Below are 15,264 nucleotides of genomic sequence, written 5' to 3' on the forward strand. Positions count from 1 at the left end.
CGTGAATTTTCATCACTCCATATTGTTTATGCGGTTGTAATCACGGGGTTTAGGACTAAACTGCGCACAAAAACACAACGCAATAACCAGCATTCAAAGCATGACAGGATGGGAACTATGGATCACGCGCTCAAATTTTACATCAACGGTGAATGGGTTGATCCGGCATCAAGTCCTGTAACAACACTGGATGTTATTAATCCGGCGACAGAACTGCCATTTACCAAAATCGCAATGGGCACCGCTGCCGATGTCGATAAAGCCGTTGCAGCCGCCAAGGCTGCCTTTCCGGCCTTTGCTGCGACCTCCAAAGAAGAACGTCTTGCGCTGCTCAAACGTATTCTGGAAATTTTTATCCGCCGTTCAGATGAGATCGGCGCAGCCATTTCGCAGGAAATGGGTGCTCCGCTGGCTATGGCGAAATCCGCGCAGGCTGGCTCCGGTACTGCGCATCTGATGGAAGCAATCAAAGCCGCTGAAGCTTTCGAATATGACACGATGCAGGGAACCACCCGCGTTGTACATGAACCGATCGGTGTTGTGGCAATGATTACGCCGTGGAACTGGCCGATCAATCAGATCGCAGCCAAAGTCGCACCGGCAATCGCAACCGGCTGCACGATGGTGCTCAAACCGTCAGAAATTGCGCCGGTCAGTGCTGTCCTGTTTGCCGAAATCATGGATGAGGCAGGCGTGCCGAAAGGCGTGTTCAATCTGGTTCACGGTGACGGCCCGACTGTTGGCGTTGCGCTTTCCGGTCATAAAGATGTTGATATGGTATCCTTCACCGGCTCAACCCGCGCCGGCGTCAGCGTTGCACAGACCGCAGCACCGACCGTGAAACGTGTGCATCAGGAACTGGGCGGCAAATCCCCGAATATCATTCTGCGTAGTGCAGATCTCGATGCCGCCGTGCGCTCCGGTATTGCACGTTGCTTTGGTAATACCGGACAGTCCTGCAATGCTCCGACCCGCATGTTGGTGCCGCAGGAAGTCATGGATGATGCGATTACTATCGCGCGTGATGCAGCAGAAAAATTCCGTACCGGCGACCCGAATTCAGCAAATACCGATCTCGGTCCGGTCGTAAGTCAGCTGCAATTCGACAAGATTCAGGATTTGATTCAGGCTGGTATTGATGAAGGTGCGGAACTGGTAACCGGTGGCACCGGTCGCCCTGCGGAACTCAATGCCGGTTATTATGTGCGCCCGACAATTTTTGCCCGCGTCGGGCATGATATGCGCATTTCGCGCGAAGAAATCTTCGGCCCTGTCCTGTCGATGATCGCCTATGATGATCTGGATGACGCTGTCGAAATGGCCAATGATACGGTCTACGGTCTGGCCTCTTATATTCAGGGCGACCTGAAAGAAGCGCAAGCTTTGTCCAAACGCCTGCGCACCGGCAATGTCTATATCAATGATGCCCCTTGGGACGGCGCCGCTCCTTTTGGTGGCTACAAGCAGTCGGGCAACGGTCGTGAATACGGCGTTTTCGGCCTGCGTGAATTCGTCGAAATCAAAGGCATTGTCGGATACGAAGTATAAGTCCGTCTCTTTCCGGCAAAAAGAAAAAAGCGCATCATATTATGATGCGCTTTTTTACTGAACTGTTTCTGATATATGTGCTAACGCACATTTCTCCTATATAAGGCTGTCTCAGACGGGGCGGCGGGTCAAACATGAACAAACCACTCCCTGATCCTGCACCTCTCAGCCCATCCGGCACGCTGATAAACACGCCCGAGACGCAGAGAAAAGCCATTTTTGCCCTGTTGCTTGGCGGATTGCTGATCAGTTGCTCGCCCATTCTGGTGCGCTTTGCTGAAACCGGCCCGATTGTCACCGCTTTCTGGCGCTTGGCGTTGGCGATTATTCCAATGCTGATCCTGAATAACCGGATGAAGCACGGCGTTGATCAGGTTAAGCCTGCTTCTCTTGGCGATCTGGCGATCCTTGCTGTTCCGGGCGTTTTGATCGGACTGGAACTGGTGGTCTGGCATATTTCACTGACCATGACCTCAGTTGCCAACTCCACCCTGATCGTCAATCTCTCCCCTATTTTTGTAGCGCTCGGCGGCTGGCTGTTTTTAAAACAGAAAATCAGCCGGATTTTTCTCAGCGGTCTGGCGATGGCTATTTTCGGCGTGCTGATCCTGAAAGGCGGCCCCGATACGTCCGGCAACAGCAGTCTCAAAGGAGACGGTGTCGCCCTGATAGCAGCCGTGCTCTATGCAGGCTATATCCTGATGCTCGGTTTTACCCGCCGGCGTTTCTCAACCTCAACAATCATGCTCTGCACAACAATCAGCGCAACGCTGACCATTCTGCCGCTGGCATTGATTTTTGAAACCCAATATTTTCCGCTGACTTTGTTTGGCTGGTTCATTGTCTGCGCCCTTGCATGGATGACACAGGCCGCAGGCCAGAGCCTGATCACATTTGCCATAGCATGGCTGCCGGTGGCGTTTTCTTCGCTCACACTGCTGATCCAACCGGTTGTTGCCGCCATTCTGGCATGGGTACTGCTGTCTGAGCCGCTCAGCATCTGGCAGATCTGTGGTGGTCTGGTTGTTATTGCCGGTATTATGCAGGCAAGACGCGGCTGATAAGCCTCTGTGTATACAGCAGACACCTGCTCGTGAATTATTTTTACGTTTTGGTCAAAAAACTTGTGAATCTGGCCTTGAACTTATTCAGACCATGCTCCATATGAAGATCACTTGCTGGCGCGCTTCCTCCCATTTCGCGCTGCAAGTGTTCCCCTCGAAGGCATATTAATGTCTTCTTAAATTCAGCCGGGCTTTTTAGTCCGGCTTTTTTTCTGCCAAAAATCTGAATTCTGCATCCGGAACTGATCAAGAATCACCCTTTTCGCAGCCTTTTCCCCAGATCACAAACTTTGACACACGTAATTTTATTATCGCTTGTTTTGTGACAGACTCTTAGCCAAAATGTGACTATGCATTGAATTATGCGTGAATAGCTTTCGTAATATCGCTTTTCTCTTTCGGATTTAATGTTATATGCGCTAAAACGAAAGAGCTTTACGACAACTGCGGAAGAGCACGGACTAACGGAATACATTCACTGTAACTGTTTACCCGCTTTTCCGTTTCATTGATCTTCAAAGGTCCTCAGGGATCTTCGGTGATCCTCAGAGATTTCAGTGACCTTCAGGGAGAAGTCATGTCCAAACGTCTTATGAGTGTTTCAGTAGCGGCGCTAACATTGTCCGTTACATTCGCATCCAACGCTTTTGCAGTGACAGAGCTGCAATGGTGGCACGGTATGGCCGGTTCAAACAACGAAGTTGTTGAACAGCTCTCGAAAGAATTCAATGAAAGCCAGAGCGAATTCAAAATCGTTCCTGTCTATAAAGGCACCTATCCTGAAACCCTGAATGCCGGTATCGCCGCATTCCGCGCCAAGCAGGCACCGGCAATTTTGCAGGTTTTTGATGCAGGCAGCGGTGTGATGATGGGCGCTGAAGGCGCAGTTCTGCCGGTTGCCGAAGTGCTGGAAAAAGGCGGCTTCAAATTCGACAAGTCGAAATATCTGGCCGGTATTACCGCTTATTATTCAAAGCCGGACGGCACCATGCTGTCGTTCCCGTATAATTCTTCTTCGCCGATCCTGTATTACAACAAGGATGCCTTCAAAAAGGCAGGTCTTGATCCTGAAGTAGCACCAAAGACATGGCCTGAAGTTTTTGAAGCCGCCCGCAAGATCAAAACAAGCGGCGCTGCCAATTGTGGTTACACATCCACATGGCTGACATGGATTCAGACCGAAAACTTCGCTGCATGGAACAACGTACCATACGGCACCAATGAAAACGGTCTTGCCGGCCTGGACGTAAAACTGGAAATCAATGCACCTCTGTTTGAGCAGCATTTCCAGGGTCTGGCTGATCTCGCCAAAGACGGCGCGTTCCGTTATGGCGGCCGTACCTCTGAAGCCAAGCAGCTCTTCACTTCCGGTGAATGTGCGATGCTGACAGAATCCTCCGGGGGCTTAGGCGATGTGATTAAATCCGGCATGAACTACGGTATCGGCCAGCTGCCTTATTATGAAGGCGAAGGTCGTCCGCAGAACACCATTCCGGGTGGCGCGAGCCTCTGGGTCTTCGGCGGTAAGAGCGATGAAGAATATAAGGGCATTGCCCAGTTCTTCAACTTCCTCTCCCAGACCAAGACACAGGCTCGTCTGCATCAGGTATCAGGCTATCTGCCGGTAACTCTGGAAGCTTACGAAGAAACCAAAAAATCCGGTTTCTATGACAAGAATCCAGGTCGTGAAACCCCGATCCTGCAGATGATCGGCAAAGAGCCGACCGCTAACTCCAAAGGCGTGCGCCTCGTAAACCTGCCGCAGGTGCGTGATATTCTCAATGAAGAATATGAAGCTATGCTGGCCGGTAAGCAGGACGCGAAAACAGCCCTGAAAAATGCTGTTGAGCGTGGCAATGCAGCGATTGCTGAAGCCGCAAACCGTTAATCCAGATCACCGCGCATCCTCACAAGGATGCGCGGTTTTCTTTAATCTGCGTATAAACCCATCTTCAGAACAAAAGCCCCGTTATGAACGGCGCGTGTGACGATTGGCTTATACGTTAAACAAAAAAGCACAGTCTCAGTCTGCTCATCACAACAGAAACTGTGCAGCATTTCAAAATTCTTTGCTGTGCCTTTTATGCGCCGTTCCGGTGTTTGGCTCTGTAATTTTGGCACAGTGATTTTAAGGAGACCTTTGTGCAGCGTGTTGTTTTTCCCAACAAGGTGCTACCCTATATATTAGTTGCACCGCAGCTCGTACTGACTTTTGTGTTCTTTTTCTGGCCAGCCAGTCAGGCGATTTATCAGTCGATGATGCGTGAAGACCCGTTTGGTCTGCGCAGCACTTTTGTCGGCCTGAAGAATTTTCAGACATTGTTTGCCGACCCGAGCTACATGCACTCTTTTCAGATTACAATTTTCTTCAGTATTGCAACCGCTCTGCTGTCGATGGCTGTTGCTCTGTTTCTGGCAACCGCCGCTGAAAAGGTTGTGCGCAGCAAAAATCTGTACCGCACATTGCTGATCTGGCCTTATGCCGTGGCGCCAGCCATTGCCGGTATTTTGTGGCTGTTCATGTTCTCCCCTGCGATGGGAACGCTGGCCTATCTGCTGCGCAATGCCGGTTTTGACTGGGATCCGCTGCTGAAAGGTGATCAGGCGATGGCTCTGGTTATCTTTGCCGCCTCGTGGAAGCAGATCAGCTATAACTTCCTGTTCTTCGTGGCCGGTCTTCAGGCAATCCCGAAATCCCTGCTGGAAGCAGCGGCCATTGACGGTGCACGCGGTGTTAAACGGTTCTGGTCGATCACCTTCCCGCTTCTGGCACCGACAACATTCTTCCTGCTGGTTGTGAATACTGTTTATGCGTTCTTCGACACATTCGGTATCATCCATGCGGTTACCGGCGGCGGCCCTGCCAAGTCCACAGAAACTCTGGTCTACAAAGTGTATAATGACGGTTTCGTCAATCTTAACCTCGGCTCATCAGCGGCACAGTCCGTGGTTCTGATGGTGATCGTTATTGCCCTTACGGCGTTCCAGTTCCGCTTTGTTGAAAAGCGCGTGCATTATTCCTGAGGTCAGACAATGATTGAACGTAATCCCGTTACTATCGCGATCAGCCATCTGGCGCTGATCATCGGCATCATCATTGTTGCCTTTCCGATCTATTATACATTTGTGGCCTCAACCATGACGTCGGCGGAAATTCTCCGCCCTCCGATCCCGCTTTGGCCGGGTGACCACTTTATTGAAAACTACCGTGACGCGATGACCGGCGGTGTTGAACGCACCGTTGGTGTGAGCCTTGAACGTCTGCTGTTCAACTCGACTGTCGTGGCGCTGGCGATTGCCATCGGCAAGATCATCATCTCTTTCACCTCTGCTTTTGCGATTGTGTTTTTCAACTTCCGCTTCCGCATGGTGTTCTTCTGGATGATCTTCATCACTTTGATGCTGCCCGTGGAAGTGCGTATTCTGCCGACCTATAAGGTGATTGTTGATCTCGGTCTGATCGATACTTATGCCGGCCTGACCTTGCCGCTCATGGCCTCAGCAACCGCAACTTTCCTGTTTCGTCAGTTCTTTCTGACCATTCCGGGAGAGCTGGTGGAAGCAGCCCGCATTGATAATGCAGGCCCGTGGCGCTTCATGAAAGACATTCTGCTGCCATTGTCGAAAACCAATATTGCAGCACTGTTTGTTATCCTGTTCATTTTCGGATGGACACAATATCTCTGGCCTCTGCTGGTCACCAATGACGCAAAGATGAACACGATCATCATCGCTCTGCGTAAAATGGTGGATTTCGCTGATGCCGCAACACCATGGCATTTTGTGATGGTGACAACGATCCTTGCGATCATCCCTCCGATCATCGTCGTGGTTCTGATGCAGCGATGGTTCGTCAAAGGTCTTGTTGAAACGGAAAAATAATGGCTCGTATTTCTCTTGATAATGTAAAAAAAGTCTATGGCGGTCATGTCGAGACCATTAAAGGCATCTCGCTTGAAATCGCTGATGGTGAACTCGTTGTTCTGGTCGGCCCTTCCGGCTGCGGCAAGTCAACCTTGCTGCGTATGATTGCCGGTCTGGAAAGCATCACATCCGGTTCAGTTTCGATTGCTGACCGCGTGGTGAATGAGCTGGAACCGGCCGAACGCGATATTGCAATGGTGTTCCAGAACTATGCGCTCTATCCGCATATGACCGTGCGTCAGAATCTGGCCTATGGTCTGAAAAACCGCAACACGCCAAAGGCAGAGATTGAACAGCGCATTACCAAAGCGGCTAAAGCGCTTGAGATTGAGCAGTTTCTGGAGCGCAAGCCACGCCAGCTTTCCGGTGGTCAGCGTCAGCGCGTTGCTATGGGTCGCGCGATTGTGCGTGAGCCTGCTGCGTTCCTGTTTGACGAGCCGCTCTCCAATCTGGATGCCAAACTGCGCGTGCATATGCGCGTGGAAATCAAGCGTCTGCAGCGCTCGCTCGGCGTGACAAGTGTTTACGTGACCCATGATCAGATGGAAGCCATGACACTGGCCGATCGTCTGGTTGTACTCAATGCCGGTCATATTGAACAGGTAGGCACACCGATCGAGCTTTATGAAAAGCCTGCAACGACCTTTGTTGCAACTTTCATTGGTTCCCCGTCGATGAACCTGCTGACCTATAAAAACGCCTCCGGCGAGACAACCGCATGGATGCAGGAACTCAACACTGTTGTGCCTGCCAATACCGTGACAGTCGGTGTGCGTCCTGAAGGCTTTACCCTTGCCTCAGACACTGCAGACAGCATTTTCACCACGGATATTAGCGTGGATGCCGTCGAGCTGGTGGGCGCTGAAAGCTATGTGCATGCACGCCTTGCAGATGACACTGCCATCATCTTCAGCGTTGCCGGTCGCAGCAAGATTGCCGTTGGCGAAACACTCAAAATCAGCGCAGCAAAATCTGCCCTGCATTGCTTCGACAAAGACGGCAAGCGCATTGAACTGACAGCATAATGTGTGGTGAATGGTGGTTCCGAAAGCGATTTCGGGATCATCGTCGCCGATTGCAGCAAATTGCCGGCAATCGGCGACACCATGATAATCATGCCCCCGTATGAAATCTCATGGTTACCCTGTTCGGGATCCTGACAGAGCACGACATTGCTGGCCGCTCTTATTTAATTAACTTAGCTTGTTAATCTTCAATGTTTAAATTTATAATTTTGATGACCTGCATCATAAATATGAATAGCTCTATCTAATATTCGTCATATAGATTTTACAAAGGGCAAGCCTGAGATCAGCGCCCTGACATAGCGTTGCTTCTGGAAAAACCCGTTCAGCGAAACCCGTGGAAACGCCTGCGCTTGCTGCAAACACAGCGGTTGCAACATGCCTGGCTGCGTTGTTACCGCAATTTCAAAACCTGCTTTTCGGGTTTCTGTAAAGACCTGTTCACTCACCGCAGTTTTCCATCCGTAAGGATAAGCAAAAGATCGCGGTGGCACCCCAAGATGCTCTTCCAGCCATTGTGCGGAAGTTTCGATTTCATGCTTCATCCGCAGCGCACTCACGCGGCTGAGATTAATGTGGCTCGCCGTATGCGCGCCGAAGTGAACAAGCCCGTCTTCCTGCTCTGCCAGCAGCCGCAATTCTGATGCGTCCATCGTCAGGTCGCGCGTCATTTGCAGCGGATCAAGACCATGCGCCAAAGCCAGCTCTGTGATGCGCTGTACCGCGCCGGCTTCCTCATGCGTGTCAACATAACGCGCGAAGCGGGTAAAGCCCGACATTTTCTGCGCAGTTGACTGCAATGCAATTGTCTCTGCGCCATTGCCGAAGTCAAAACGCAGCGTGGACTGCTCACGCAAAAGCCGCTCGATAACCTCCCACCACAAGATATTTTTACGCTCCGCAAAACCGGACGTAATATAAATCGTGTAAGGAATATTATAGCGCCGGAACACCGGTGCCGCATGCTCCGCATTATTGCGATAGCCGTCATCGAGCGTAAAACAGACATAGCGTTTGTTTTCAGGATTGTTACGCAGCAGCTTCGGCAAATCATGCACATGAACAGGGATCATACCTGCCTGCAGTGCCTGCTGTATGGCCTGCTCCAGAAATTCCGGTGTCACAGTCAAAATGGCATTAGGTGAAAACTTTTGAGACGGGACAGCAGGGCGCACGTGATGCAGCGTAAAGATAAGACCGTTTTTTGCAGCAGATGGCACAATCTTATCAAGATGCAGCGCAGCAATCGTATCCAGCCCCGCACGGATAACAGAGTATTTCAGCAGGCGCTTTGCTTCATGCAATCCGTATGTCATCCTACCAGCCACCGACCCGAAAATAATCAGAGAAAAGCTGCGGCACGACATCAGCACACCGCAGCTTTAATCTTGTATATTTTACAAGCTGTAAGACAGAGTTAACGGCAGGCTCCGTTGCGCATATTTTCAAAACCGGCATTGCGGGCAACACAGGCATTCGGGAATGTCTGGCTGCGACCACGATTGGTTGCGCAAACCGGCGCATATTCACGGGTACAGGCTGTTTGCGGACGGTTATTGCCACCCCAGTTTCCGCCATTATTGCCGCCCCAGCTACCTGACGGACGACCCGGCCGCTCCGGTCGCATAGCGCCGCCAGGACGATCTGGACGTTGCTGCCACTGCGGCGGACGGGATTGGGACGGCCTGCATTCACCATTACCTATAATGCGATAGCCCTCAGCGCGTGCCTGACAACTATTGGCAAGTGTGCGGGTTTTGCCGTTACGCACACCGCAAACCGGCGCATATTCCATCGTGCACATTTGCGGGCTGTTAGGCCGCACAGGAGGCCGGATCGGCCTGCCCTCATCAACAGAAACACTACAGGCGGAAAGCACCATCAATGCCGCCAGCGGCGCGCAGAGACGTTTTAAATGCAATAAAACAGAATAACCCATCAGCGCGCCTCATTTTTATCTGAACAGAATGATCACAATACTATCGTTCTTATAATAATGCGCAATAAAAAAGCTCAGGAGCTTGCGCTCCTGAGCTTCATTTAATTACTGAACAGATCAAAATCAGAAAATCTGACGTTCGCCCTGCTCGTCACGGATCCATGTGGTCAGACCGATCTTGCTCATCGTGGTCAGAAACGGACGCGGATCAAGTTCTTCAACATTGACCATTGTCTTGGAATCCCACTCACCTGTGGCAACAAGCATCGCTGCAGCAACCGGCGGTACACCGGCAGTATAGGAAATGCCCTGTGAGCCGACTTCATTATAGGCATCCTTATGGTCTGCCACGTTGTAAATGAAGACTTCACGTTCCTTACCGTCTTTCGTGCCTTTAACCAGATCACCGATACAGGTCTTGCCGGTATAGTCCGGTGCCAGCGATGACGGATCAGGCAACACAGCTTTGACCACTTTCAGCGGAATAACTTCCAGACCTTCAGCAGTTTTAACCGGCTGTTCGGACAACAGGCCGAGATTGTTCAGCACGTTGAAAACATTGATGTAATGATCGCCAAAGCCCATCCAGAAGCGCACATCCGCGCCCTCGATATTGCGTGCCAGCGAGTGCACTTCATCATGGCCGGTCATATAGGCCTTCTGCTTGCCGACGACAGGAAGATCATATTCCATGCCCACTTCAAACATCTTATTGACCTGCCATTCACCCTTCTGCCACGAGTAAACGCGACCGGTAAATTCGCGGAAATTGATTTCCGGATCAAAATTGGTGGAGAACCAACGGCCATGCGAACCGGCATTGATATCAATAATATCAATATCGGTGATCTTGTCGAAATATTCGTCCTGAGCCAGACGCGCATAGGCATTGACCACGCCCGGATCGAAGCCGATGCCGAGAATAGCGGTTACGCCTTTTTCAGCGCAAAGCTCACGGCGCTTCCACTCATAATTTGCGTACCACGGCGGGGTCTCACAAATCTTGTTTGGTTCTTCATGGATAGCGGTATCCATGTAAGCCACGCCGGTTTCAATACAGGCCTGCAACACAGACATATTGATGAAAGGCGAGCCGACATTGATCACGATCTGTGAATTTGTCCTGCTAATCAGTGCCTTAGTGGCTTCAATATTCAGAGCATCCAGTGCATGGGCTTCTAATACGCCCTCAACCTTCATACTTTTCTTTTCACGAACACTTGCGACCATATCATCGCATTTTGATTTTGTTCGCGAAGCAATGTGAATATCACCCAGTACATCGTTGTTCTGCGCACATTTATGCGCCACAACCTGCGCCACGCCTCCGGCACCAATAATCAGGACATTTTTTTTCATTTCACGCGGTACGCTCCATAGTAGCCTTTTTGGCACAATCTCAAATTTTGCTGATGAAGATTATGCATCAATCAATGATACGCCATAAACGGATTGCTCCGCCTATGAGCGCATCGGTTGCACTTTTATAGTCCCTGCCGCTCAGGAAAGAGCAGCGGTAAAGTCGTCAAAAGTAAACTCTTTGACAAGCTCTTCAGTTCCGTCGAGCTGACGGACAACGATGGACGGCATTTTAACGCCGTTGAACCAGTTTTTCTTGACCATTGTATAACCGGCCGCATCCTGAATGGAGAGACGGTCACCGATCTGCAACGGTTTTTCAAAACGGAATTCGCCGAAAATATCACCGGCAAGGCAGGATTTACCGCAGATCATGATTTCATGATCGCCTTTATTCGGCTCCAGCTTAGCGGTCTGGCGATAGATCAGCAGATCGAGCATATGCGCTTCAATCGAGCTGTCGACGATTGCAAGATTTTTGCCGTTGAACAGCGTATCCAGCACGGTGACTTCCAGAGTGGCGGATTTGGTAATCGCGGCCTCACCCGGCTCCAGATAAAGCTGCACGCCGTATTTCTCGGAGAAAGCTTTCAGACGTGCGCAGAACTGATCCAGCGGATAATTTTCACCGGTAAAGTGAATGCCACCACCAAGGCTGACCCAGTTTACACGGGAAATCAGATGGCCGAAACGCTCTTCTATAATGCCGAGCATCTCATCAAAACGCTCAAATTTATCGTTCTCACAATTGTTGTGGAACATGAAACCCGAGACTTTATCCATCACGGTTTCGATCTTTGCGGCATCCCATTCGCCAAGGCGGCTGAACGGACGCGCCGGATCGGCCAGCGAGAAGTCGGAAGTGGAAACCTGCGGGTTCACACGCAGACCACGGATATGGTTCTTCGATGCTTCATCAAAACGGGTCAGCTGACCAATGGAGTTGAAAATGATCTTGTCGCTGTTTGCGAGCACATCTTCAATCTCATCATCCGCATAGGCAACGCTGTAAGCATGTGTTTCGCCGGCAAATTTTTCCTTACCGAGCTTTACCTCATAGAGCGAGGACGATGTTGTGCCGTCCATATATTCACTCATCAGATCGAACACTGACCAGGTGGCAAAACATTTCAGCGCCAGCAGGGATTTGGCACCGGAGTTCTCGCGCACATATTTAATCTTTTCCAGATTAGGCAGGAGTTTGGTCTTATCGATCAGGTAATATGGGGTCTTAATCGTCAATTCTGCTTATCCGGTCTGTTACAGTTACGGGCACTATCGGGAAAGGTTGGATCCTGCTGGCAGGAAACCGCGCGACATAATTAGTTGAGCAGCGGTGGTTCTTCTTTACTGCATAATATCGAAAACCGAAACCGGTTTTATAAATTTACACAGTTGCAATGTAAAAAACCTCCGTCAGCCCATATCTTTGGCATCAGATTATGTCTGCTGTTATATAGGGGCTTAATATGACGATTTAAATAAGGGCAGATAAAGCTTTGCCGTAATCGCTTTTTTGTGCCCGCAAATATGCGGCCATTATCGAAAAACATTAAAAAATCTGCCCATGCGGTTGGCACCCGCGCAATCCTGACAGATAATGCAGCATTCTTTCGACCCGATCAAAACCAATGATATGAGGTAATCGAATGTCCCTTACCCGCAGAAATATCTTCAGCCTTGCCACGGCTGCAACACTCACCGGCCTTGCAGCGCCACAGATTCTAACGCGCGCAGCCTTTGCAGATGTCCCGCTTTCCGGTGTCACATCACCCGGTTTTCACCGTTTCATGCTTGGTGACTTTCAGATCACAGTGTTACTGGACGGCCTGCGTGCCGGTGAAGCCCCGCAAAAAACCTATGCCATCAATCAGCCGGAAGAAGCGGTTGCAGACTTGTTAAAAGCCAATCTTCTGCCTGCCGATCGTTTCGTCAACGGATTTACTCCGACACTGGTCAATACGGGCTCCGAACTGATCCTGTTTGATACCGGCATGGGTGCAGCTGCCCGCGAAAACGGACAAGGAAAATTACCAGCAATGATTGAAGCTGCCGGTTACAAACCGGAACAGGTCACTATTGTGGTCCTCACCCATTTCCACCCTGACCATATTGGCGGACTGATGGAAAACGGCGCTCCCGCCTTTGCCAATGCGCGCTATGTTACAGGGCAGGCAGAATATGATTTCTGGACCAGTCCTGACCGCGCAGGCACACCGGCCGAAGGCGTGCAGAAAATTGTTCTCGCCAATGTAAAACCGCTGGCGGATAAGACCAGTTTTCTTAAAGACGGAGATGCTGTTGTCTCCGGTATTACAGCACTTGCTGCTTTCGGCCACACACCCGGTCATATGGCTTTCCGCGTTGAATCCGGCGGTAAGCAGATCATCCTGATTGCCGACACGGCCAATCATTTCGTCATCACATTGCAAAGACCGGAATGGCATGTGGTTTTTGATGCCGACAAAGAAATGGCGGCTGCAACCCGCAAGCGCATGTTTGATATGATTGCTTCGGAACGCTTGCCATTTATCGGTTATCATATGCCGTTTCCGGCTATCGGCTATTTGCAGGCGATGGATCAGGGATACCGGTATGTACCTGAGAGCTATCAGCTCGATTTATAATAAAGAACAAGAGCTACCAGCTCGATTTATAGGGGCGCGCAGCAAAATAAATCACGCTGTTTTTCATCAACGGCGTGATTTTACATGAAATAGGTAGCGATGCGCTTGCCTTCGACATCCTGCACTTTGAACACTGTGCCATAGATGGATTCCAGCACCACAGGGCAGACAATCTCTTCCGGCGTACCCTGACAGAACAGCTTGCCGTGCTGCATTGCAACAATATGGTCGGAATAGCAGGATGCGAAATTGATATCATGCAGCACAACGACAACCGTCTTGCCCAGATCATCCGCCGCTTTGCGCAATAGCTTCATCATCTCGACGGAATGTTTCATGTCGAGATTGTTCAGAGGCTCGTCAAACAGGGTGTAATCCGTGTCCTGACACAGTACCATCGCCACATAGGCGCGCTGACGCTGACCACCGGACAACTCATCAAGGAAACGATCAGCCAGATCATTCAGGTTCAGATACTGGATAGAACGTGCCACAAATTGTGCATCTTCCGCAGTCGGCCTGCCTTTGCTGTAAGGGTAGCGGCCGAAGGTCACCAGATCGCGCACGGTCAGGCGTGCCGTCATATGGTTTTCCTGACGCAGGATCGACAAATGCTTGGCCAGCACATCACCGGCAGTGCGTGCCACATCCATATTGTCGACCAGAACCTGCCCCTGATCCGTTGGAATAAGGCGGCTGATCATCGACAACAGCGTGGATTTTCCCGCGCCGTTAGGGCCGATAATCGAGGTGATACCGCCGGATGGCAATGTCACCGAGACATCATTGACCACCAGAGTTTCGCCATAGGTTTTACTGACGGCTTTGACCTCGATCATCGAGCAACTCCTCGTACCAGCATCAGAATAAAGAACAAACCGCCGACAAATTCGATCACAATGCCCAGTGCGGTATTGAAAGCAAAAACACGCTCAAGAATAAGCTGTCCGCCGACAAGGGCAATCACAGCCAGCAGCACGGCGGCAGGTATTGTGTAACGGTGGCGTGTAACCGGCATAATCATATAAGCAAGGTTGGCGACCAGCAGTCCGAAGAAAGTGACAGGCCCCACCAAGGCAGTGGACACCGAAACCAGAACCGCCACCATCATCAGAATGATCATTGTTGTGCGCTTGTAATTGATACCCAGACCAATCGCCGTTTCGCGCCCCAGCGACAGAATGTCAAACCGGTGACCAATGCGCCATGCAACCACGGAAACAAGGCCGACTACGATAACCGACAGGCCGAGCAGCTGACTGTCAATCGTGTTGAATGAGGCAAACAGCCTGTCCTGCAACACCACAAAATCATTCGGGTCGATAATCCGCTGCATAAAGCCGGTGCCGGAACGAAAGAACACGCCGAAAATAATCCCCACCAGCATCAAAAGATGCAGCGAGCGCCCCTCACCGGCAAACAGCCAGCGATAGAGCAGGCCGGAAAAGCCCATCATCAAAGCGATTTCCACCAGAAACATCAGTTTCGGGTTGGCCATAGAGACTGCATGGGCACCGAGCGTGAAAACCAGCACCGTCTGCAACAGCGCATAAAGCGCATCAAAACCCATGATTGAGGGCGTGAGAATCCGGTTATTGGTAATGGTCTGAAACATGACCGTGGAGAGCGCAATGGAATAGGCCACCAGCACCATTGCCGCGAGTTTGGTACCGCGAAACGGCAATACAAAACTCCAGCTGCCTTTTGCGCCAATGGTCATGAAAGCGACCATAGCGATGAGCGCCAATGCGCCCAGCAATGCCAGCCGTTTCAATGCG

Annotated in this window: 13 protein-coding genes; 7 read left to right on the top strand and 6 right to left on the bottom strand. The window is 50.8% G+C overall.

Annotated features, from left to right (window positions below; all coding sequences use genetic code 11):
- Window positions 1-117 precede the first annotated feature (117 nt).
- The 6 genes from P8H26_RS14540 to P8H26_RS14565 all read left to right on the top strand — a co-directional run bounded on the left by P8H26_RS14540 (window position 118) and on the right by P8H26_RS14565 (window position 7,561).
- Entirely contained in the window at window positions 118-1,548 is a 1,431-nt protein-coding gene (locus P8H26_RS14540) for an aldehyde dehydrogenase family protein (RefSeq protein ID WP_289633871.1), read from the top strand.
- A gap of 134 nt (window positions 1,549-1,682) precedes the next feature.
- Window positions 1,683-2,609: a DMT family transporter gene (locus tag P8H26_RS14545; RefSeq protein ID WP_289633872.1), complete on the top strand. Its 927-nt coding sequence runs from the start codon at window positions 1,683-1,685 to the stop codon at window positions 2,607-2,609.
- Window positions 2,610-3,189: 580 nt separating this feature from the next.
- A complete protein-coding gene (gene ugpB, locus P8H26_RS14550; protein WP_289633873.1) occupies window positions 3,190-4,500 on the top strand; it encodes a sn-glycerol-3-phosphate ABC transporter substrate-binding protein UgpB in 1,311 nt (436 codons plus the stop codon).
- 254 nt (window positions 4,501-4,754) lie between these two features.
- Window positions 4,755-5,636, top strand: a complete 882-nt coding sequence (gene ugpA, locus P8H26_RS14555; protein ID WP_289633874.1) for a sn-glycerol-3-phosphate ABC transporter permease UgpA — start codon at window positions 4,755-4,757, stop codon at window positions 5,634-5,636.
- Between the two features lie 9 nt (window positions 5,637-5,645).
- Window positions 5,646-6,494, top strand: coding sequence for a sn-glycerol-3-phosphate ABC transporter permease UgpE (gene ugpE, locus P8H26_RS14560; RefSeq protein ID WP_022711987.1), 849 nt, complete (start codon window positions 5,646-5,648; stop codon window positions 6,492-6,494).
- A complete protein-coding gene (locus P8H26_RS14565) occupies window positions 6,494-7,561 on the top strand; it encodes a sn-glycerol-3-phosphate import ATP-binding protein UgpC (protein WP_289633875.1) in 1,068 nt (355 codons plus the stop codon). The genes ugpE and P8H26_RS14565 overlap by 1 nt, the downstream gene beginning before the upstream one ends.
- 254 nt (window positions 7,562-7,815) lie before the next feature.
- Here P8H26_RS14565 and P8H26_RS14570 read toward each other — a convergent pair whose 3' ends face one another.
- The 4 genes from P8H26_RS14570 to P8H26_RS14585 all read right to left on the bottom strand — a co-directional run bounded on the left by P8H26_RS14570 (window position 7,816) and on the right by P8H26_RS14585 (window position 12,095).
- Window positions 7,816-8,877, bottom strand: a complete 1,062-nt coding sequence (locus P8H26_RS14570) for a polysaccharide deacetylase family protein (RefSeq protein WP_289633876.1) — start codon at window positions 8,875-8,877, stop codon at window positions 7,816-7,818.
- 101 nt (window positions 8,878-8,978) lie between these two features.
- Window positions 8,979-9,500, bottom strand: coding sequence for a Kazal-type serine protease inhibitor (locus P8H26_RS14575; RefSeq protein WP_289633877.1), 522 nt, complete (start codon window positions 9,498-9,500; stop codon window positions 8,979-8,981).
- 123 nt (window positions 9,501-9,623) lie between these two features.
- On the bottom strand, window positions 9,624-10,859 hold the full coding sequence (locus P8H26_RS14580; protein ID WP_289633878.1) for a saccharopine dehydrogenase family protein: 1,236 nt from the start codon (window positions 10,857-10,859) through the stop codon (window positions 9,624-9,626).
- A 141-nt stretch (window positions 10,860-11,000) separates the two neighbouring features.
- Window positions 11,001-12,095 carry a carboxynorspermidine decarboxylase gene (locus P8H26_RS14585; RefSeq protein WP_289633937.1) on the bottom strand — a complete coding sequence of 365 codons (1,095 nt, stop codon included), beginning with the start codon at window positions 12,093-12,095 and terminating at the stop codon, window positions 11,001-11,003.
- A 413-nt stretch (window positions 12,096-12,508) separates the two neighbouring features.
- On the opposite strand from P8H26_RS14585, the gene P8H26_RS14590 reads away from it, so the two are divergent.
- On the top strand, window positions 12,509-13,486 hold the full coding sequence (locus tag P8H26_RS14590; protein WP_289633879.1) for an MBL fold metallo-hydrolase: 978 nt from the start codon (window positions 12,509-12,511) through the stop codon (window positions 13,484-13,486).
- Window positions 13,487-13,566: 80 nt separating this feature from the next.
- Here the strand turns inward: P8H26_RS14590 and P8H26_RS14595 are convergent, their stop codons facing one another.
- Window positions 13,567-14,325, bottom strand: a complete 759-nt coding sequence (locus P8H26_RS14595; RefSeq protein WP_289633880.1) for an ABC transporter ATP-binding protein — start codon at window positions 14,323-14,325, stop codon at window positions 13,567-13,569.
- Window positions 14,322-15,218 (bottom strand): iron chelate uptake ABC transporter family permease subunit, encoded by an 897-nt coding sequence (locus P8H26_RS14600; RefSeq protein ID WP_289633938.1) that lies wholly within the window; start codon window positions 15,216-15,218, stop codon window positions 14,322-14,324. Before P8H26_RS14600 ends, P8H26_RS14595 begins: the two co-directional genes overlap by 4 nt.
- Window positions 15,219-15,264 lie beyond the last annotated feature (46 nt).

It is taken from the genome of Pseudochrobactrum sp. sp1633 (genome assembly GCF_030376605.1).
GTDB lineage: Bacteria > Pseudomonadota > Alphaproteobacteria > Rhizobiales > Rhizobiaceae > Pseudochrobactrum.

What these genes read in the sequence shown, in the direction of transcription:
- P8H26_RS14545 (WP_289633872.1), top strand. Translation starts at nt 1,683, where the DNA reads ATGAACAAACCACTCCCTGATCCTGCACCTCTCAGCCCATCCGGCACG.
- ugpE (WP_022711987.1), top strand. Translation starts at nt 5,646, where the DNA reads ATGATTGAACGTAATCCCGTTACTATCGCGATCAGCCATCTGGCGCTG.
- P8H26_RS14565 (WP_289633875.1), top strand. Translation starts at nt 6,494, where the DNA reads ATGGCTCGTATTTCTCTTGATAATGTAAAAAAAGTCTATGGCGGTCAT.
- P8H26_RS14570 (WP_289633876.1), bottom strand. Translation starts at nt 8,877, where the DNA reads ATGACATACGGATTGCATGAAGCAAAGCGCCTGCTGAAATACTCTGTT.
- P8H26_RS14580 (WP_289633878.1), bottom strand. Translation starts at nt 10,859, where the DNA reads ATGAAAAAAAATGTCCTGATTATTGGTGCCGGAGGCGTGGCGCAGGTT.
- P8H26_RS14540 (WP_289633871.1), top strand. Translation starts at nt 118, where the DNA reads ATGGATCACGCGCTCAAATTTTACATCAACGGTGAATGGGTTGATCCG.
- P8H26_RS14595 (WP_289633880.1), bottom strand. Translation starts at nt 14,325, where the DNA reads ATGATCGAGGTCAAAGCCGTCAGTAAAACCTATGGCGAAACTCTGGTG.
- P8H26_RS14590 (WP_289633879.1), top strand. Translation starts at nt 12,509, where the DNA reads ATGTCCCTTACCCGCAGAAATATCTTCAGCCTTGCCACGGCTGCAACA.
- P8H26_RS14575 (WP_289633877.1), bottom strand. Translation starts at nt 9,500, where the DNA reads ATGGGTTATTCTGTTTTATTGCATTTAAAACGTCTCTGCGCGCCGCTG.
- ugpB (WP_289633873.1), top strand. Translation starts at nt 3,190, where the DNA reads ATGTCCAAACGTCTTATGAGTGTTTCAGTAGCGGCGCTAACATTGTCC.
- P8H26_RS14600 (WP_289633938.1), bottom strand. Translation starts at nt 15,218, where the DNA reads ATGGTCGCTTTCATGACCATTGGCGCAAAAGGCAGCTGGAGTTTTGTA.